Genomic DNA, 16,397 nt, shown 5'->3' with positions numbered 1-16,397 from the left:
GGGACGGCGGTCGCTGGAGAGGAGGTGCGCAGGGGCGCGGTGCGACGGCGGGTGCGTGGGGTGCTGCCGGTGCGGTGTCGACGATGGCCAAGGGGTCACTCCCGAAGCGCGAGGGGGGAGCCCGTGCGAGAGGACGTGCACGGGGTTGGCGCCGCCCACGGGGCCGGAGTCCGTGGGGGGTTCCGGACTTTAACCGTCCGCCACCGCGCCGGAACCGCTCCGGACCGAAACTTCCCTCCCGCGAGGGAACCGCCCCCGTCACCGCTGACCGATGACCGGGTGTCTCACCACCCGTTGCGTGACGAGGAGTTGCCGGTGAACTTCCGCACGATGTAGATCAGGCCGCCGACCAGGGCGACGAAGATCAGCGCCTTGAACAGCAGACCGATCACGAACCCGACCACGCTCGCTATCAGGCCGCCGAACACGACCAGGGCGATGACCGGCACCGCGACCCACTTCACCCACCACGGCAGCCCCGCGAAGATCTCTCGCATCGCCTCGTCCTTTGCGTTCTCGTGCGTTGTCTGTGGTACGCACTCGATGCTAGGGCCGCCAAGGGCCCGAGCGGGGTCCCGGCATCCCTTGTCCTGCCCTGATCCGTCCCCTAGGGAATCCGGGGGCTCCGGCTCACGCCTCGGGCGGAGAGAACACGACGAGCACCCTGAGGTCCTCGCTGATGTGGTGGAACTTGTGCGGGACCCCGGCGGGGACGTACACGACGCTGCCCCGCGCCACCTGCGTCGTCTCCAGACCCACCGTGAGCGAGGCCCGGCCGCTGACCACGAAGTACACCTCGTCCTGGTTGTGCGGCTTCTGCGGGTCGTGCCGACCCGCGTCGAGGGCGTACAGGCCGACCGACATGTTCCGCTCGCGCAGGAACTGCAGGTAGGCGCCCTCGTTGGCGGCGCGTTCCGCCTCCAGGTCATCCAGCCGGAATGCCTTCATCGCCGCTGCCGTCCTCGCTTCGCTGCTCGCCGTTGCCCTGCTCCTCGCGGTGCCGCCCGCCGCCGTCCGGCCGGGCTCCGCCCGGTCTGCCACGATCAGACACATGAGGAATTTCCTAGTCAAGACGATCGCCAACGCGGGCGCCCTGGCGGTCACGGTATGGGCACTCGACAAGATCTCCCTGACCGGTGACGGCACCGCCAGGAAGATCGGCACGCTGATCGTCGTCGCGTTGATCTTCGGCTTGGTCAACTGGCTGGTCAAGCCGATCGTGAAGGTGCTCACCTTCCCGCTGTTCATCCTGACCCTCGGACTGATCACCCTGGTCGTGAACGCGCTGATGCTGCTGCTGACCTCCTGGGTGTGCGGCAAGCTCGATCTCAGCTTCCATGTGGAGGGCTTCTGGACGGCCGTGCTCGGTGGCCTGATCGTCTCCGTCGTCTCCTGGGCGCTGCATGTCGTCCTGCCCGACGAGGACTGAGCGCGCCATGACCTACCGCGTCTGTTTCGTGTGCACCGGCAACATCTGCCGCTCCCCGATGGCCGAATCCGTCTTCCGCGCGCGTGTGGCGGAGGCCGGCCTGGGGGACCTGGTGGTGGTCGACAGCGCCGGTACCGACGGCTGGCACGAGGGGGAGCCGGCCGATCCGCGCACCGTCTCGGTCCTGGAGGAACACGGTTACGGCAGCGAGCACACCGCCCGCCGGTTCCTGCCGTCGTGGTTCGCCCGGCTCGACCTCGTGATCGCCCTCGACACCGGCCACCTCAGGGCCCTGCGCCGCCTCGCGCCCACCGAGGAGGACGCCCGCAAGATCCGCCTGCTGCGTTCCTACGACCCGTCCGCCGGCCCGGACCTCGACGTACCCGACCCGTACTACGGGGGCCGGGACGGCTTCGAGGAGTGCCTTGAGATGGTGGAGGCGGCGAGCACCGGGCTGCTCGCCGCCGTACAGGACGAACTGGAAGGACGGGCCGCATGAGCCAGGGCACGAAGGACGAGGGCCGCACGGGTGACGGCACGCGCGCGGTACGGGCCGGGCTGCCCGAGCCGGTCAAGCACGAGCCGACCCTGCCCGGCCCGGTGTTCGCGGCGCACTTCCACCTGCCCGGCGAGGTGACGGGACCGTACTCGTACGGCCGTGACGACAATCCGACCTGGACCCTGCTGGAGCGGGCCATAGGCGAGCTGGAGGCGCCCGGGCGGGAGGACGTCGAGACGCTGGTGTTCGCCTCCGGCATGGCCGCGATCTCCTCCGTGCTGTTCTCGCAGCTGCGCGCCGGCGACGCGGTCGTGCTGCCCTCCGACGGCTACCAGGTGCTGCCGCTGGTCCGCGCCCAGCTGGAGGCCTACGGCATCGAGGTGCGCACCGCGCCAACCGGCGGCGACGCCCAACTGGAGCTGCTGGACGGGGCGCGCCTGCTGTGGATCGAGTCCCCGTCGAACCCCGGGCTCGACGTCTGCGACATCCGGCGACTGGCCGAGGCGGCACACGCGCGTGGGGCGCTGGTCGCCGTGGACAACACCCTCGCCACCCCGCTCGGGCAGCGCCCGCTGGAACTGGGCGCCGACTTCTCCGTGGCCAGCGGCACCAAGCAGCTCACCGGGCACGGGGATGTCCTGCTGGGCTACGTGGCCGGCCGTGACGCCGAGGCGATGGCCGCCGTGCGCCGCTGGCGCAAGATCGTCGGCGCGATCTCCGGGCCCATGGAGGCCTGGCTCGCGCACCGGTCCATCGCCACGCTCCAGCTGCGCGTCGACCGGCAGAACGCCACCGCCCTCGCGGTCGCCGAGGCACTGCGCGAGCGGCCCGAGGTCTCCGGGCTGCGCTACCCGGGCCTGCCCGACGATCTCTCGCACCCGGTCGCGGCACGGCAGATGCGCCGCTACGGCTGTGTCGTGTCCTTCACGCTGCCCACGCGCGCGCGTGCCGAGCGTTTCCTCACGGCGCTGCGCCTGGTGGAGGACGCGACGAGCTTCGGCGGAGTGCGCTCCACGGCCGAGCGCCGCCGCCGCTGGGGCGGGGACGACGTCCCGGAGGGCTTCATCCGGATGTCCGTCGGCGCGGAGGACCCGGAGGACCTGGTGGCCGATGTCCTGCGCGCCCTGGAGGAGTCCGCCGAGTAGTCCCTTCGGCGGTGACCGGCCGCCGGTCCCGGACGGTCCGAGCCTCCCCCCTCGTGGCTCGGACCGTCTGCGGCCCGGGTGGAAAGACCGCCCGGACAAGGCTAGTTGACTCTCAGTCAGTGTCCAATCACGGTAGCGACAGGGACGTATCGACATATTTATAGTTGGTGCCTGCCTGGCGGCCGGCCGAAGGGCGAGGAAGGCAGGGACAGGGAGGGCACGCCATGGATCTGGCCTTGCTGCGGACCTTCGTCACCGTCCACAGGGCTGGTTCCTTCACCCGCGCCGCAGCTCTGCTCGGCCTCTCCCAGCCGGCCGTCACCTCGCAGATCCGCACGCTGGAGCGCCAGCTCGGCCGGCCGCTCTTCCTCCGTCAGGCGCGGGGAGTGACCCCGACGACCATCGGTGACGAACTCGCCCACCGGGCCGCGCCGCATCTCGACGCCCTGGTGGGGATAGCGGAGAGCGAGCTGGACGACGACTCCTCGTCACGGACGCTCTACCTGGCCGGCCCTCCGGAGTTCACCACCGAACGCGTACTGCCCGCCCTCACCCGGCTGAACGGCGACGACGGCCAGGGCTTCACGTTGCGCGTCTCCTTCGGCACGGCGGAGGAGACGCTGGAGGGGCTGTCCTGCGGCCGGCACGACCTGGCCGTCAGCACGACCCGGCCGCGCGGTGCCCTGCTGTCCGCCACTCCGCTGTGCGACGAGGAACAGGTGCTGGTCGCGGCTCCGCGCTGGGCGGAACGGATCGGTGCGGACAGCGTGCGGCTCAAGGGCGCGCCGGCCCTGGAAGACCTGCCCGTCATCGACGTCCACGAGTCGCTGCCGTTCGTCTCGCGCTACTGGGCTTCCGTCTTCGACTGTGCCCCGGCCGCCACGGGCACGGTGATCGTCCCGGATCTGCGAGCGGTGCTCTCCTGTGCGATCGCCGGGGCCGGGATGGCGGTGCTGCCCCGTTATCTGTGCGCGCACCCCCTGGAGGACGGCGCGGTCGTCACCCTGCTCGACCCGGTGGTGGCGCCGTTGCGCACGTACTTCCTGGTGGTGCGGACCGGGACACTCGCCCTGCCCCATGTCGCGCGGGCCCACGAGTGGCTCCAGCGTGCGGCCGCGGCCTGGTGCTGAGGCGCACGGGTGGAGTGCACACACAGCGGTCGGCTCGTGGCGCTTTGCGATGTTTCACGTGGAACCAGCGGGGCCACATTTCTCCCATGACCGTCCGACCCGTGGTCAAGCGCACCGCCCGTGCCGTTCTCCTGGACGGTGACGACCTGATCCTGATCAAGCGCACCAAGCCCGGCGTCGATCCCTACTGGGTCACTCCCGGTGGCGGGGTGGAACCCGGGGACTCGACCGTCGTGGATGCCCTGCACCGGGAGGTGTACGAGGAGCTCGGCGCCAAGATCACCGACGTGGTGCCGTGTTTCGTGGACACGGTGGAGCACATCGGCGAGGACGGCGGTGCGACCGGGGTGAAGGTGCAGCACTTCTTCGTCTGCCGGCTGGAGTCCATGGACCCGTCCCTGCGGCACGGCCCCGAAGTCGAGGAGCCGGCCGGTGAGTACGAGATCGTCCGCGTCCCGTTCACCCGCGTCGGTATCGCCTCCGTCCACCTCGTCCCGCTGTCGCTGCGCCACTACCTGGACGGGAACATCGAGGGGGTGCGGGCCATGCACGCTCCCGACCTCGGGTGAGCCGGGTCAGGGAACAGGAAGCGCGGTCTGGGCCCGGAAGGCGTCTCCGAGGACTACCGCGCCGGTCCGACCAGTTCATAGGCCTCCCACAGGTCCAGGCCCGAGTAGGAATGGGTGGCGAGGCCGGCCACGTGGGCGTCGGCGTTGACCGCCACGGACACCGGTACGGCGGCGAACAACTCCTTGTCCGACGCCGAGTCGCCGTACGCCACGCAGTCCGCCCGGGTCACGCCGAATTCGGCGCAGAGCCGTTCCGCGATGGCCACCTTGGCGGCCGCGTTGAGCACCCCGGACGGGTCGACGGGCTCGGTGAACGGTACGGCCGGGAAACGGGAGCCGTGGGCCGCGTGGGCACCCCAGTCCAGCAGGCGTTCGACGAAGAAGGAGGGCGAGAGGGACACCACCGCGCAGTATTCGCCCGCGCTCCTGATCTGCGCCCACACCTCGCGGATCCGGGCCAGCCAGGGAGCCGCCTCGAACGCGGCCCGCACATGCGCGTCGGTCAGGCCGGACCACAGGTCGTACACCTGCGCGGCATACTCCGGCGGTCCGATCCGCCCGTCCGCGATCGCGCGCTCCAAGGCCACCGTCTCGCTTTCCAGACCCAACTGGCGCGATATCTCCAGCGGAGCGGTGGTCCCGTGCAGCAACGTCCCATCCATGTCGAACAGGTGGAGTCTGGTCATGGCGCCGAGGCTAACGGGGTGTGATGTTTCACGTGAAACACCGCACAGCTGTCCGACGGTTGTACGGATGACCATGAGATGGCCAAAAGCACGTGCGTCTGCATCGAAACAGCTGGACGGCGAGGGCGCCGTTCGGACAGCCTGACCTGCGTGCCAACTCCTTCCCTCACCCATCTGCCCATTCGCCGTCTGACGCTTCGCGATCTCACCGCCTGCGCCGACCTGTCCGAAGACCGGGGGTGGCCACGCGAGGAACACAAGTGGGGCTTCCTCCTCACCGCCGGGAAGGGATACGGCATCGACGACCCCGAGGGCGGTCTGGTCGCCGCGTGCGTCGTCACGGAGTACGGCGGATGGGGGCGGCCGGACCTCGGGGCCATCGGCATGGTCCTGGTGGCCGGGCGCCATGCCCGTCAAGGGGTCGGACGCCGTTTGATGCGGCACGTCGTCTCGGCCATGGGGACCACCCCCCTGACCCTGCACGCCACCCCCAACGGCCGCCCCCTCTACGAGGAGCTGGGCTTCAAGGTCACGGGCCGGGCCGAGATGCTGAGGGGCCGCTTCACTCCCGGTGGCCCGGAGTCCGCGATCGTCACGCGCGCCGCCACCGCGGAGGACCTCCCGGCGATCGTGCGCCTCGACGAGGAGGTGTTCGGCGCCGATCGCACAGCCCTCATCACCCGGTTGCCCGCCTTCGCCGATCAGTTGCGGGTCGCCGAGGAGGGCGGCCGGCTCATCGGCTACACCGCCGCGTGGCCCAACATGGACACCCATGTCGTCGGCCCGCTGATCGCGCGGGACACGGAGACCGCCAAGGCGCTCATCGCCTCACTGGCGGCCCGTACCGAGCGCCCCCTGCGCACCGACATCGACGTGCGTCACGAGGAGCTGCTGGCCTGGGCCAAGGAGCGGGGGATGGCCTCCGTGGCCTTCAACGCGGTGATGACCTACGGCATCCCGGACCTGCCGGGGGACTGGACCCGGCGGTTCGCACCCCTGACCGTCGCCGCGGGCTGACCCGCGTACGGACGCGCGCCGGCCCCGCCGTCGAAAGCGGCGGAGCCGGCGTCACGAGGACGGCTGCCGGGTCAGGCGAGCGCCTCCACGGCCGCGGTGGCGAATCCGTGGTCCTGCTCCGGCGCACCGCCGCCGACACCGACGGCGCCGATCAGCCGGCCGTTCCGGCGGACGGGGACACCGCCGGCGATGAACAGCAGGGGCCGGTCGAGAGCGGTGGGCAGGGTGTGGAAGAGGCCGCCGGGCTGGACGGCGTCGACGAGGTCGGCGGTGGGCGCGTTCAGCTGGAGGGCCGTGTAGGCCTTGCGGGTGCTGGTCTCACCGGAGATCAGCACCGCCCGGTCGTCCCGGCGGAAGGCGAGCAGGTGCCCACCGGCGTCCAGGACGGTGACGCTGACGGTGACTCCGGCGTCCTCTGCCGCCCGGCGGGCCGTGGCGACGAGCAGCTCGGCGTCCTCGGTGGTGAGCGGGGCGACGGTGGTGGTGCTCATGGAGCTGTCTCCTTGGTGCTTGAGGTGGGTGCTTGCCGTACCGGGACGGGGCCCCGGTACGGACGTCTGTGGTGAAGGGGAGTGGGGGCGGCTCAGTGGTGGACGGCGGTCCGCCGCTCGGCCGGCGTGCCGGAGGCGACCACGGTGCCGCGCGTACCGTCCCGGCGCTCCAGGGCGGCCGAGAGGAAGGCGAGGAGCAGTGCGGCAGCGGCGAGGGCGGCGCCGACCCAGTTGGGGGACGTGTAGCCGAAGCCGGCCGCGATGACGACACCGCCGAGCCAGGCGGACAGGGCGTTGCCCAGGTTGAAGGCTCCGATGTTCACGGCGGAGGCGAGCGTCGGGGCACCGTGCGCCTGGTCGAGGACGCGCTTCTGCAGCGGCGGCACGGTGGCGAAGCCCAGCGCTCCGATCAGCGCGATGGTCACCGCCGCAGCGATCTTGTGATGCGCGGTGAGCGTGAACAGCGCCAGGACGACGGCCAAGGCTCCCAGGGAGACGTACAGCATGGGCATCAGGGCGCGGTCGGCGAACCTGCCGCCGACGAGGTTGCCGCCGACCATGCCGAGGCCGAACAGGACCAGCAGCCAGGTGACCGATCCGTCGGAGAATCCGGCGACGTGGGTCATCATCGGCGCGATGTAGGTGATGGCCGCGAAGACACCGCCGAAGCCGAGGACGGTCATCGCCATGGCGAGCAGCACCTGGGCGTTCTTGAAGGCGGCCAGCTCGTGGCGCAGCCGCACGCCCTGCGGACGGGGCAGCTCGGGAACGAGCTTGGCGATACCGGCGAGGCCGACGACGCCGAGCGCGGCGACGATGCCGAAGGTGACGCGCCAGCCGATGCTCTGACCGATGAGCGTGCCCAGCGGCACGCCGACGACATTGGCGATGGTCAGACCGGTGAACATCATGGCGATGGCTCCGGCCTTCTTGTCCGGTGCGACCAGCTCGGCGGCGACCACCGAACCGATGCCGAAGAAGGCGCCGTGGGCGAGAGAGGCGATCACCCGTCCGATCAGCATGACCGCGAATGCCGGGGCCACCGCGGAGAGCAGGTTGCCGGCGATGAAGAGGCCCATCAGCAGCATCAGCATGCGCTTGCGCGGGACCTTGGTGCCGAGCACGGTCATGATCGGGGCACCGATGACCACGCCGAGGGCGTAGCCGGTCACGAGCAGGCCCGCCGTGGGGATGGAGACCCCGAAGTCGCTCGCGACCTCGGGCAGCAAGCCCATGATCACGAACTCGGTCGTTCCGATTCCGAAGGCCCCGATCGCGAGGGCCAGAAGCGCGAGAGGCATGTGGGGTACACCTTCCCAGAAGATTGCAGGAGCTCTTAGCGTGCGTCCACAATAATTGCAGACGCTGGCTAATTGCAAGCGCCGACTATTGCGGCGGTGCTCTACTCTTGTGAGAGCCGCTCCGGGACGGAGGAAACGCCAATGACAGCGACGGACCCAGCGCTCACCGCCCTCGCCCAGGGCTGGTGCGCCCTTTCTGCGCTGCACGGAAGGATCGAGGCGCACATCGAACGCGCCCTGCAGACCAAGCACGATCTGAGCGTGCGCGAGTACTCGCTGCTGGACGTGCTCAGCAGGCAGCACGCCGGCGAAGGCGGACATCTGCAGATGAAGCAGGTCGCCGACGCGGTCGTACTCAGCCAGAGCGCCACCACCCGCCTGGTGAGCCGGCTGGAGGACCGCGGACTGCTGGAGCGCTATCTCTGCCCCACGGACCGGCGAGGCATCTACACCAACGTCACCGAGGCGGGCCTGCACCTGCTGGAAGAGGCGCGTCCCACCAATGACGCCGCCCTGCGTGAGGCCCTGGACGACGCCGCGAAGAGCCCCGAACTGGCTCCGCTGGTCCGGGTGGTGGAGTCGCTGAGCATGCCCGCGTAGGGTGCCCGGATGGGAGATCTTGAGATACGCGCCGCGACCGCCGACGACCTTCCGGCGATCGTCGCGATGCTCGCCGATGATCCGCTCGGCGCCCAGCGCGAGTCACCGGATGACCTGACGCCGTACCGGACCGCGCTGGAACGCCTTGCCGCCGACCCGAACCAGCACCTCGTCGTCGCCGCGCGCGAGGACCGTGTCATCGGCACCCTGCAACTCACGATCATCCCCGGCCTCTCGCATCAGGGAGCCACCCGCGCGCTCATCGAGGCCGTGCGCATCCACGCCGACGAACGGGGCGGCGGACTGGGCGGCAGGCTGATCGAGTGGGCGATCGACACCTCCCGGCGGCTCGGGTGCCGGATGGTGCAGCTGACGTCCGACAAGACACGGACCGACGCCCACCGCTTCTACGAACGGCTGGGCTTCACTGCCTCGCACGAGGGCTTCAAACTGCGGCTCTGACCGTGCTCCGGGGCGCCGCGACGGCCAAAGGGGTGTGTTTCACGTGAAACACACCCCTGCCCGGCCAGGGACTAGCCGATGCCCCGCCACCCCTGGGCATCCACGCCCCCGGGTACCGCGGCCCCGGGATCGTACGGCTGACGAGTGAACACGAACGAGCCGAGGTCGAGATGGCTCACAGACCCGTCCGGGTGCCGCACGGGCCGCAGCAGCTCACCGGCGTAGTAGCCCTCCAGCCCGGTCCAGGTACCGTCCCCGTTCGCCTGGAAGCGGGCCCGGCGGCCTCCCCCGGTCAGCGGCGCCAGGGAGAGCAGTCCGTCGGCACTCGCGCGCAGACCGAAAGCGTGCGTCCCCCAGTACCACTGCCCCACCAGGTCCAGTACCGCCGGATCGACCTCGCGCAGCGGCCGCCAGGGCTCGGGGATGCGGGGTTCCGCCTCGGCGACGATCCGCACCAGGTCCGCCGCCACAGCGCCCGGCAGCGGCCCGCTGGTGCAGTTGGTGAGCACCACCGCGGCCACGTCGTCCGCCACGCTGATGGTGAGGTTCGCCAGGAAGCCCGGCAGCGAACCGGAGTGTCCGACGAGCAACCGGCCGTCCCGGTGCTGGATCTGCAGCCCGAGGCCGTACGTGACCCCGTCCGCCACGTCCGTGCTCTCGGCCGGCGCCGCGGGCATCCGCATCTCCGCCACCGACCGTGCGCCGAGGACCCGGTCGTCTCCCCGGACCAGAAACGCGGCGAACCGCGCCAGGTCCCCGGTGGTCGACCAGAGCTGGCCGGCCGGCGCCATCCGGCCCAGGTCCTCCAGCGGCTCGGGCAGCATCGCGTCGGCCCACGGGTGCACGGCCCAGCCGCCCGCGTGCGGCGCCTGCGGTTGCGTACTCGTCCGGTGCAGACCGAGCGGCTCCAGGACCTCCTCGCGCAGCACCCGCTCCCAAGGGGCGCCGCGCACCTCCTCCACCAGGGCGCCGAGCAGGGTGTACCCCGGGTTGGAGTAGTGGTGCCGCCGTCCGGAAGGGTGCAGCAGGGGCTGTTCGCCCAGCACATCGCTCAGCTCGGGCCGCAGCGAGCCGGGTGTCCGCTCCCACCAGGGCGCCGGTGATTCGGCCGCCAGCCCCGAAGTGTGGGCGAGCAGCTCGGCGACGGTCACCTCCCCCACGCCGGTGCCCGGCAGATGCTTCTCCAGCGGATCACCGAGGTCGAGCAGGCCCTCGTCACGCAGCCGCAGCACCAGCACTGCCGTGAAGGTCTTGGTGATGGACCCGATCCGGTACTGCACTGTCTCGTCCGGCCCGTGTCCGTCCACCGAGGTCCGCGACCCGTGCCACACGGCCCGCCCGTCCCGTACGACGGCGGCCACCAGCGACGGAGCCCGTCCCTCGGCCTGCGCGACGGCGATCCGGTGCAGCAGCGCACGCCGGGTGCCCGGCAGCAGCGATTCCTGAGATGTCGTCATGCGCCCAGTCCATCCCGTGCCGACGGCGGCCGTCGAATCCATTTACCCGTGCCCGGACCGCCGTGGCACCGCCTGCCGTCGTACGGCTCGTCGCGTTCGCGGGCCCCTCAGCCCAGACAGAACTCGTCAGTCCAGACAGAACTCGTTGCCCTCGATGTCCTGCATCACGATGCACGCATCATGGCCGTCGTACAGCAGTCGCTGGCGTACCGCCCCCAGCGGGACCAGTCGCGCGCACTCGGCTTCGAGCGCGGCCAGACGCTCCTCACCGACGAGCCCGGTGCCGACCCGCACGCAAAGATGCACCCGGTTCTTGACGACCTTCCCTTCGGGAACACGCTGGAAGAACAGTCGCGGTCCCACGCCGGAGGGATCGACGCAGGCGTATCGCGAACCCTGGGCCTCCGGCGGCAGCGAGCGGTCGAAGTCGTCCCAGGAGGCGAACCCCTCCGGGGGCGGCGGCACGACGTACCCAAGCACCTCGCACCAGAATCGCGCGAGCCGCTCCGGTTCCGCGCAGTCGAAGGTGACCTGGAACCGCTTGATCGACACCATCGGCCCACCATAGTGGCGCGCATTGTGCTCCGGGACCCTGTTCCGTGGCCGCCGCCCGGGCCGAGTCTCGAGGGCGTCAGGTCTGGGCCATGTCCACGAAACGGGAGTAGTGGCCCTGGAAGGCGACCGTGATGGTGGCCGTGGGGCCGTTTCGGTGCTTGGCGACGATCAGGTCCGCCTCGCCCGCGCGCGGGGACTCCTTCTCGTAGGCGTCCTCGCGGTGCAGCAGGATGACCATGTCGGCGTCCTGCTCGATGGAGCCGGACTCACGCAGGTCGGACACCATCGGCTTCTTGTCGGTGCGCTGCTCGGGGCCACGGTTGAGCTGGGAGAGCGCGATGACCGGGATCTCCAGCTCCTTGGCGAGCAGCTTGAGGTTACGGGACATGTCCGAGACCTCCTGCTGGCGGCTCTCGGCGCGCTTGGAACCGCCGGACTGCATCAGCTGGAGGTAGTCGATGACGACGAGCTTCAGGTCGTTGCGCTGCTTCAGGCGCCGGCACTTGGCCCGGATCTCCATCATCGACAGATTCGGGGAGTCGTCGATGTAGAGCGGTGCGGCCGACACGTCCGGCATCCGACGGGCGAGCCGCGTCCAGTCCTCATCCGTCATCGTGCCGGACCGCATGTGGTGCAGGGCGACGCGGGCCTCGGCGGACAGCAGACGCATCGCGATCTCGTTGCGCCCCATTTCGAGCGAGAAGATCACGCTCGGCAGGTTGTGCTTGATGGAGGCGGCCCGGGCGAAGTCCAGCGCGAGCGTCGACTTACCCATGGCGGGGCGGGCCGCGATGACGATCATCTGCCCGGGGTGGAGGCCGTTCGTGAGGGAGTCGAAGTCGGTGAACCCGGTGGGCACGCCCGTCATCTCGCCGCTGCGGGAGCCGATCGCCTCGATCTCGTCGAGGGCGCCCTCCATGATGTCGCCGAGCGGGAGGTAGTCCTCGCTGGTGCGCTGCTCGGTGACGGCGTAGATCTCGGCCTGGGCGCGGTTGACGATCTCGTCCACGTCGCCGTCGGCCGCGTACCCCATCTGTGTGATGCGCGTACCGGCTTCGACGAGGCGGCGCAGGACGGCCCGCTCGTGGACGATCTCCGCGTAGTACTCGGCGTTGGCCGCCGTCGGAACCGTCTGGACGAGGGTGTGCAGATACGCCGCGCCGCCGACCTTGTTGATCTCGCCGCGCTTGGTCAGCTCGGCGGCGATGGTGATCGGGTCCACCGGCTCGCCCTTGGCGTAGACGTCCAGGATGGCCTGGTAGATCGTCTCGTGCGCGGGCTTGTAGAAGTCGTGGCCCTTGAGGATCTCCACGACGTCGGCGATGGCGTCCTTGGACAGCAGCATGCCGCCCAGTACGGACTGCTCGGCGTCCAGGTCCTGCGGCGGCACCCGCTCGAAGGAGGAGGAACCGCCGTCCCAGGCGCCGGACTCCCGGCCCCGGTCGTGCTGCTCGTCCCGGCCCCGGGCGCCGTCACCCCGCCGGCGGGAGGCCGGCAGACGATCGCTGGGTCCGCTGTCGGCCCACGGATCGTCCAAGGGCTCGGAAATGCTCACCGAGCCACCTCCTCCCGTCCGCACGGCGGACCTCGCCGTGGCCTCTTTTGTACGGCACGACACTGACAATTCGAGAAGCCCGACTCCGGTTCTCGCGCGTCGGATTTGTGACGGATCCCGGGCCGGAAGAGGGTCACTCGCCGGGCCGTGGGAAGGAGCGGGCGCCGCACCACGGTAGGCCCGTCGGCACCGTCAGCCAATCTGGTTATCCACAGGCCATGTGGACGACGGGCCCGTTGCTGTGGAGAACTCGCCGAAACCTGTGCACGACCCGGTGGACAGCCCTGTGAACAAGCCCTCGATCTTCCCGGCAACACGCCTCTGACCTGCGACTTTGTGATCCACTGGCTGTGCAGAAGAAAAACTTCCCCGGTCGGGCCAAGATCGCTTCGAACGGTACCCGAAACGACACGGCCCGAGACGAAAGGTAAGGAGCACTAGACGATTGCATCTCTTACCTGTGGACGATTAGATTGATGCGCATGACAGAGGCTCCAGACATGATCCAGGCAACCCGGCGGCGGCACGACCGGGAAATCGTCGCGCTGGCCGTGCCCGCCTTCGGTGCCCTAGTCGCCGAGCCTCTTTTCGTCATGGCCGACAGTGCGATCGTCGGCCACCTCGGGACCGCCCAACTGGCCGGTCTCGGCGTCGCCTCGGCGCTCCTGACCACCGCCGTGAGCGTCTTCGTCTTCCTCGCCTACGCCACCACCGCCGCGGTGGCCCGCCGCATGGGCGCCGGCGATCTCCCGGCAGCGCTCCGGCAGGGCATGGACGGCATCTGGCTGGCGCTGCTGCTCGGCACCGCCGTCATCGCCGTCTTCCTGCCGCTGGCCCCCGGCATCGTCGACCTCTTCGGCGCCTCGTCCACCGCGGCACCCTACGCCACCACCTATCTGCGCATCTCCGCGCTGGGCATCCCGCCGATGCTCATCGTCCTGGCCGCGACCGGGGTACTGCGCGGTCTGCACGACACCCGAACCCCGCTCTACGTCGCCGTCGCCGGCTTCGTCGCCAACGCCGCCCTCAACGCCGGACTGGTCTACGGCGCCGGACTGGGCATCGCCGGCTCGGCCTGGGGCACGGTCATCGCGCAGTGCGGCATGGCCGCCGTCTATCTCACGGTGGTCGTCCGCGGGGCCCGTCGGCACGGCGCCTCGCTCCGGCCCGACGCCGCCGGAATCCGGGCCTCGGCCCAGGCCGGCGTGCCCCTTCTCGTCCGTACGCTCTCCCTGCGGGCGATGACCATGATCGCCACGGCGGTCGCGGCCCGCCTCGGGGACGCCGACATCGCCGCGCACCAGATCATCCTCTCCCTGTGGAGCCTGCTGGCCTTCGCGCTCGACGCGATAGCGATCGCCGGGCAGGCCATCATCGGCCGCTACCTCGGTGCGGACGATGCCCAGGGAGCCCGCCAGGCCTGTCGTCGCATGGTCCAGTGGGGCATCGCGACCGGTGTCGTCCTGGGCGTGCTCGTGGTGGTCACGCGACCGCTCTTCCTGCCGCTGTTCACCAGCGACCCCGGGGTGAAGGACGCCGCACTGCCGGCCCTGCTGCTCGTGGCGCTCGCCCAGCCCGTCTGCGGGATCGTCTTCGTCCTGGACGGTGTCCTGATGGGTGCGGGGGACGGCCCCTATCTGGCCTGGGCCATGGTCGTCACCCTGGCGGTATTCGCACCGGTGGCCCTGCTGGTGCCCACGCTCGGCGGCGGGCTGACCGCGGTCTGGGCGGCGATGGCCCTGATGATGGCGGTGCGCATGCTGACGCTGTGGCTGCGCACCCGCTCGGGCCGCTGGATCGTGACGGGCGCGACCCGCTGACTGTCGCACCGCTTCCGGCCGCCGTCCGTTTCACGTGAAACATGCCGCGGTGGCCCCTGACCCAGGGCACACGGACATGCCAGAGGGGCCGCATCCTTCGCGGACACGGCCCCTCTCAACGGCTCAAGCGAGCGTTGCGATCACGCGGCGATCAGGCCGCGACGACCTCGATGTTGACCTTGGCGGCAACCTCGGGGTGCAGACGCACGGACGTCTCGTGGGCGCCCAGGGTCTTGATCGGAGCACCGAGCTCGATGCGGCGCTTGTCGACCTCGGGGCCACCGGAAGCCTTGATCGCGGACGCGATGTCGGCCGGGGTGACGGAACCGAAGAGACGGCCGGAGTCGCCGGAGCGGACGGCCAGGCGGACCTTGACGCCCTCGAGCTGGGCCTTGACCTGGTTGGCCTGCTCGATGGTCTGGATCTCGTGGATCTTGCGGGCGCGGCGGATCTGCTCGACGTCCTTCTCGCCACCCTTGGTCCAGCGGATCGCGAACTTCCGCGGGATCAGGTAGTTGCGAGCGTAACCGTCCTTGACGTCGACGACGTCGCCCGCGGCACCGAGGCCGGAGACCTCGTGGGTGAGGATGATCTTCATGAGTCGGTCACCCTTCCCTTATCGCGCGGTGGAGGTGTAGGGCAGCAGCGCCATCTCACGGCTGTTCTTGACGGCCGTGGCGACGTCACGCTGGTGCTGCGTGCAGTTGCCGGTCACGCGGCGGGCACGGATCTTGCCGCGGTCGGAAATGAACTTCCGCAGCATGTTCGTGTCCTTGTAGTCCACGTACGTGACCTTGTCCTTGCAGAAAGCGCAGACCTTCTTCTTCGGCTTGCGCACAGGCGGCTTCGCCATGGTGATTCTCCTGTGTGATCAAGAAGTGGGGGTACGACCCGCCCTCGGCCCGGACCGGCCCGGAAGGCCTGGCCCGAAGGCTTAGAAGGGGGGTTCGTCCGAGTAGCCGCCACCGCCGCCGTCGTTGTTGACGGCGCTGCCGCGGATGAGGCAGTGGACGCGGTCGCCGTCGGCGAGCGCGTCGGACAGCCGCTTGAGGACGATCAGGCCGCCGCCCTCGCCGCGCACGATGCCGTTGGCGCCGCTGTCGAAGGTGAAGCAGCGGCCGTCCGGTGACAGGGCCCCGAACTCGGCGACGGTCAGGGCGCTTTCGGGCACCAGGTCGAGGTTGATGCCGCCGGCGAGGGCGACGCGGGTCTCGCCACCGCGCAGGCTCTCGCAGGCCAGGTGGACGGCGGTGAGGGAGGAGGACTGGCCGCTGTCCACGGTCAGGCTGGGGCCGCGCAGCCCGAGGACGTAGGAGAGGCGGTTGGCGATGATGCCGCGCTGGAGGCCGGTGAGGGTGTGCGGGGTGATGCCGCTGGTGCCCCGGCGGCGGGCCAGCGTGGCGTAGTCGTCCCAGATCGCGCCGACGAAGACGCCGGCGTCGGTGCCGCGCAGCGACTCGGGGAGGATTCCGGCGTCTTCCAGTGCCTCCCAGCCCAGTTCCAGCGTGATCCGCTGCTGCGGGTCCATCGCGGTGGCCTCGCGCGGGGAGATGCCGAAGAAGGCCGCGTCGAACCGGTCCGCGCCGTCGAGGAAGCCGCCCCACCGGGTGCCCGCGCCGGGGGTGTCCGTCGCCTCGCCGGTGTGCTCCGCCGCGTCCCAGCGGTCGGCGGGGACTTCCCG

19 protein-coding genes and 1 pseudogene are annotated in these 16,397 nt (G+C 70.4%); 9 read left to right on the top strand and 11 right to left on the bottom strand.

The features are described from left to right. Window positions 1-284 precede the first annotated feature (284 nt). Together H5J33_RS06720 and H5J33_RS06715 are read right to left on the bottom strand one after the other, a co-directional pair. A complete protein-coding gene (locus H5J33_RS06720; RefSeq protein WP_181793932.1) occupies window positions 285-497 on the bottom strand; it encodes a DUF5326 family protein in 213 nt (70 codons plus the stop codon). Window positions 498-630: 133 nt separating this feature from the next. Then, the gene (locus H5J33_RS06715; RefSeq protein WP_181793930.1) at window positions 631-948 is read right to left on the bottom strand and encodes a cupin domain-containing protein; all 318 of its coding nucleotides are present in this window, start codon (window positions 946-948) and stop codon (window positions 631-633) included. 103 nt (window positions 949-1,051) lie between these two features. Here H5J33_RS06715 and H5J33_RS06710 point away from each other — a divergent pair, with 103 nt between their 5' ends. The 5 genes from H5J33_RS06710 (at window position 1,052) to H5J33_RS06690 (ending at window position 4,772) form a co-directional block, all read left to right on the top strand. After that, window positions 1,052-1,429, top strand: a complete 378-nt coding sequence (locus tag H5J33_RS06710; RefSeq protein WP_181793928.1) for a phage holin family protein — start codon at window positions 1,052-1,054, stop codon at window positions 1,427-1,429. A 7-nt stretch (window positions 1,430-1,436) separates the two neighbouring features. Then, the gene (locus tag H5J33_RS06705; RefSeq protein WP_181793926.1) at window positions 1,437-1,928 is read left to right on the top strand and encodes a low molecular weight protein-tyrosine-phosphatase; all 492 of its coding nucleotides are present in this window, start codon (window positions 1,437-1,439) and stop codon (window positions 1,926-1,928) included. After that, the gene (locus tag H5J33_RS06700) at window positions 1,925-3,073 is read left to right on the top strand and encodes a cystathionine gamma-lyase (protein ID WP_181793925.1); all 1,149 of its coding nucleotides are present in this window, start codon (window positions 1,925-1,927) and stop codon (window positions 3,071-3,073) included. Before H5J33_RS06705 ends, H5J33_RS06700 begins: the two co-directional genes overlap by 4 nt. 224 nt (window positions 3,074-3,297) lie before the next feature. After that, on the top strand, window positions 3,298-4,203 hold the full coding sequence (locus H5J33_RS06695; RefSeq protein WP_181793923.1) for a LysR family transcriptional regulator: 906 nt from the start codon (window positions 3,298-3,300) through the stop codon (window positions 4,201-4,203). 86 nt (window positions 4,204-4,289) lie between these two features. Continuing rightward, on the top strand, window positions 4,290-4,772 hold the full coding sequence (locus H5J33_RS06690) for an NUDIX domain-containing protein (protein WP_181793921.1): 483 nt from the start codon (window positions 4,290-4,292) through the stop codon (window positions 4,770-4,772). A 53-nt stretch (window positions 4,773-4,825) separates the two neighbouring features. Here the strand turns inward: H5J33_RS06690 and H5J33_RS06685 are convergent, their stop codons facing one another. Further along, on the bottom strand, window positions 4,826-5,458 hold the full coding sequence (locus tag H5J33_RS06685) for an HAD family phosphatase (RefSeq protein ID WP_181793919.1): 633 nt from the start codon (window positions 5,456-5,458) through the stop codon (window positions 4,826-4,828). Window positions 5,459-5,608: 150 nt separating this feature from the next. On the opposite strand from H5J33_RS06685, the gene H5J33_RS06680 reads away from it, so the two are divergent. Then, complete coding sequence (locus H5J33_RS06680; RefSeq protein WP_181793917.1) at window positions 5,609-6,475, top strand: GNAT family N-acetyltransferase; 867 nt, start codon at window positions 5,609-5,611, stop codon at window positions 6,473-6,475. 71 nt (window positions 6,476-6,546) lie between these two features. Here H5J33_RS06680 and H5J33_RS06675 read toward each other — a convergent pair whose 3' ends face one another. Both H5J33_RS06675 and H5J33_RS06670 read right to left on the bottom strand, forming a co-directional pair. Beyond that, the gene (locus tag H5J33_RS06675; RefSeq protein ID WP_181793916.1) at window positions 6,547-6,966 is read right to left on the bottom strand and encodes a heme-binding protein; all 420 of its coding nucleotides are present in this window, start codon (window positions 6,964-6,966) and stop codon (window positions 6,547-6,549) included. A gap of 92 nt (window positions 6,967-7,058) precedes the next feature. Continuing rightward, window positions 7,059-8,267: an MFS transporter gene (locus H5J33_RS06670; RefSeq protein WP_181793914.1), complete on the bottom strand. Its 1,209-nt coding sequence runs from the start codon at window positions 8,265-8,267 to the stop codon at window positions 7,059-7,061. 141 nt (window positions 8,268-8,408) lie between these two features. Here H5J33_RS06670 and H5J33_RS06665 point away from each other — a divergent pair, with 141 nt between their 5' ends. Beyond that, a complete protein-coding gene (locus tag H5J33_RS06665; RefSeq protein WP_181793912.1) occupies window positions 8,409-8,867 on the top strand; it encodes a MarR family winged helix-turn-helix transcriptional regulator in 459 nt (152 codons plus the stop codon). 9 nt (window positions 8,868-8,876) lie between these two features. Continuing rightward, a complete protein-coding gene (locus tag H5J33_RS06660) occupies window positions 8,877-9,329 on the top strand; it encodes a GNAT family N-acetyltransferase (protein ID WP_181793910.1) in 453 nt (150 codons plus the stop codon). A gap of 71 nt (window positions 9,330-9,400) precedes the next feature. Here H5J33_RS06660 and H5J33_RS06655 read toward each other — a convergent pair whose 3' ends face one another. The 3 genes from H5J33_RS06655 to dnaB form a co-directional block, all read right to left on the bottom strand. Then, entirely contained in the window at window positions 9,401-10,786 is a 1,386-nt protein-coding gene (locus tag H5J33_RS06655; RefSeq protein ID WP_181793908.1) for a serine hydrolase, read from the bottom strand. Between the two features lie 126 nt (window positions 10,787-10,912). Continuing rightward, window positions 10,913-11,341 carry a VOC family protein gene (locus H5J33_RS06650; RefSeq protein WP_181793906.1) on the bottom strand — a complete coding sequence of 143 codons (429 nt, stop codon included), beginning with the start codon at window positions 11,339-11,341 and terminating at the stop codon, window positions 10,913-10,915. 76 nt (window positions 11,342-11,417) lie between these two features. Next, window positions 11,418-12,896 (bottom strand): replicative DNA helicase, encoded by a 1,479-nt coding sequence (gene dnaB, locus H5J33_RS06645; protein WP_181793904.1) that lies wholly within the window; start codon window positions 12,894-12,896, stop codon window positions 11,418-11,420. 476 nt (window positions 12,897-13,372) lie between these two features. Between dnaB and H5J33_RS06640 the strand changes: the two genes are divergently transcribed. Continuing rightward, window positions 13,373-14,716, top strand: coding sequence for an MATE family efflux transporter (locus H5J33_RS06640; RefSeq protein ID WP_399552780.1), 1,344 nt, complete (start codon window positions 13,373-13,375; stop codon window positions 14,714-14,716). A 151-nt stretch (window positions 14,717-14,867) separates the two neighbouring features. Here H5J33_RS06640 and rplI read toward each other — a convergent pair whose 3' ends face one another. The 3 genes and pseudogenes from rplI to H5J33_RS06625 all read right to left on the bottom strand — a co-directional run. Further along, window positions 14,868-15,314 carry a 50S ribosomal protein L9 gene (gene rplI, locus H5J33_RS06635; protein WP_030786327.1) on the bottom strand — a complete coding sequence of 149 codons (447 nt, stop codon included), beginning with the start codon at window positions 15,312-15,314 and terminating at the stop codon, window positions 14,868-14,870. An 18-nt stretch (window positions 15,315-15,332) separates the two neighbouring features. Then, window positions 15,333-15,569 carry a 30S ribosomal protein S18 gene (gene rpsR / locus H5J33_RS06630; protein WP_003949403.1) on the bottom strand — a complete coding sequence of 79 codons (237 nt, stop codon included), beginning with the start codon at window positions 15,567-15,569 and terminating at the stop codon, window positions 15,333-15,335. A gap of 105 nt (window positions 15,570-15,674) precedes the next feature. Then, window positions 15,675-16,397, bottom strand: a pseudogene (locus H5J33_RS06625) (polyketide synthase); the annotation flags it as partial.

The sequence above is a fragment of the Streptomyces sp. WELS2 genome (assembly GCF_013870595.1).
Classification (GTDB): domain Bacteria; phylum Actinomycetota; class Actinomycetes; order Streptomycetales; family Streptomycetaceae; genus Streptomyces.
Note: the sequence above shows the minus strand (reverse complement) of the source record. Positions and strands in the feature narration are given on the sequence as shown.

Excerpts from the sequence above, each read along its gene's own strand:
- H5J33_RS06705 (WP_181793926.1), top strand. The coding sequence starts at position 1,437 with ATGACCTACCGCGTCTGTTTCGTGTGCACCGGCAACATCTGCCGCTCC.
- H5J33_RS06670 (WP_181793914.1), bottom strand. The coding sequence starts at position 8,267 with ATGCCTCTCGCGCTTCTGGCCCTCGCGATCGGGGCCTTCGGAATCGGA.
- H5J33_RS06710 (WP_181793928.1), top strand. The coding sequence starts at position 1,052 with ATGAGGAATTTCCTAGTCAAGACGATCGCCAACGCGGGCGCCCTGGCG.
- H5J33_RS06650 (WP_181793906.1), bottom strand. The coding sequence starts at position 11,341 with ATGGTGTCGATCAAGCGGTTCCAGGTCACCTTCGACTGCGCGGAACCG.
- H5J33_RS06675 (WP_181793916.1), bottom strand. The coding sequence starts at position 6,966 with ATGAGCACCACCACCGTCGCCCCGCTCACCACCGAGGACGCCGAGCTG.
- H5J33_RS06640 (WP_399552780.1), top strand. The coding sequence starts at position 13,373 with ATGCGCATGACAGAGGCTCCAGACATGATCCAGGCAACCCGGCGGCGG.
- H5J33_RS06715 (WP_181793930.1), bottom strand. The coding sequence starts at position 948 with ATGAAGGCATTCCGGCTGGATGACCTGGAGGCGGAACGCGCCGCCAAC.
- H5J33_RS06665 (WP_181793912.1), top strand. The coding sequence starts at position 8,409 with ATGACAGCGACGGACCCAGCGCTCACCGCCCTCGCCCAGGGCTGGTGC.
- H5J33_RS06685 (WP_181793919.1), bottom strand. The coding sequence starts at position 5,458 with ATGACCAGACTCCACCTGTTCGACATGGATGGGACGTTGCTGCACGGG.
- rplI (WP_030786327.1), bottom strand. The coding sequence starts at position 15,314 with ATGAAGATCATCCTCACCCACGAGGTCTCCGGCCTCGGTGCCGCGGGC.
- H5J33_RS06695 (WP_181793923.1), top strand. The coding sequence starts at position 3,298 with ATGGATCTGGCCTTGCTGCGGACCTTCGTCACCGTCCACAGGGCTGGT.
- H5J33_RS06690 (WP_181793921.1), top strand. The coding sequence starts at position 4,290 with ATGACCGTCCGACCCGTGGTCAAGCGCACCGCCCGTGCCGTTCTCCTG.
- H5J33_RS06700 (WP_181793925.1), top strand. The coding sequence starts at position 1,925 with ATGAGCCAGGGCACGAAGGACGAGGGCCGCACGGGTGACGGCACGCGC.
- H5J33_RS06655 (WP_181793908.1), bottom strand. The coding sequence starts at position 10,786 with ATGACGACATCTCAGGAATCGCTGCTGCCGGGCACCCGGCGTGCGCTG.
- H5J33_RS06660 (WP_181793910.1), top strand. The coding sequence starts at position 8,877 with ATGGGAGATCTTGAGATACGCGCCGCGACCGCCGACGACCTTCCGGCG.
- H5J33_RS06720 (WP_181793932.1), bottom strand. The coding sequence starts at position 497 with ATGCGAGAGATCTTCGCGGGGCTGCCGTGGTGGGTGAAGTGGGTCGCG.
- rpsR (WP_003949403.1), bottom strand. The coding sequence starts at position 15,569 with ATGGCGAAGCCGCCTGTGCGCAAGCCGAAGAAGAAGGTCTGCGCTTTC.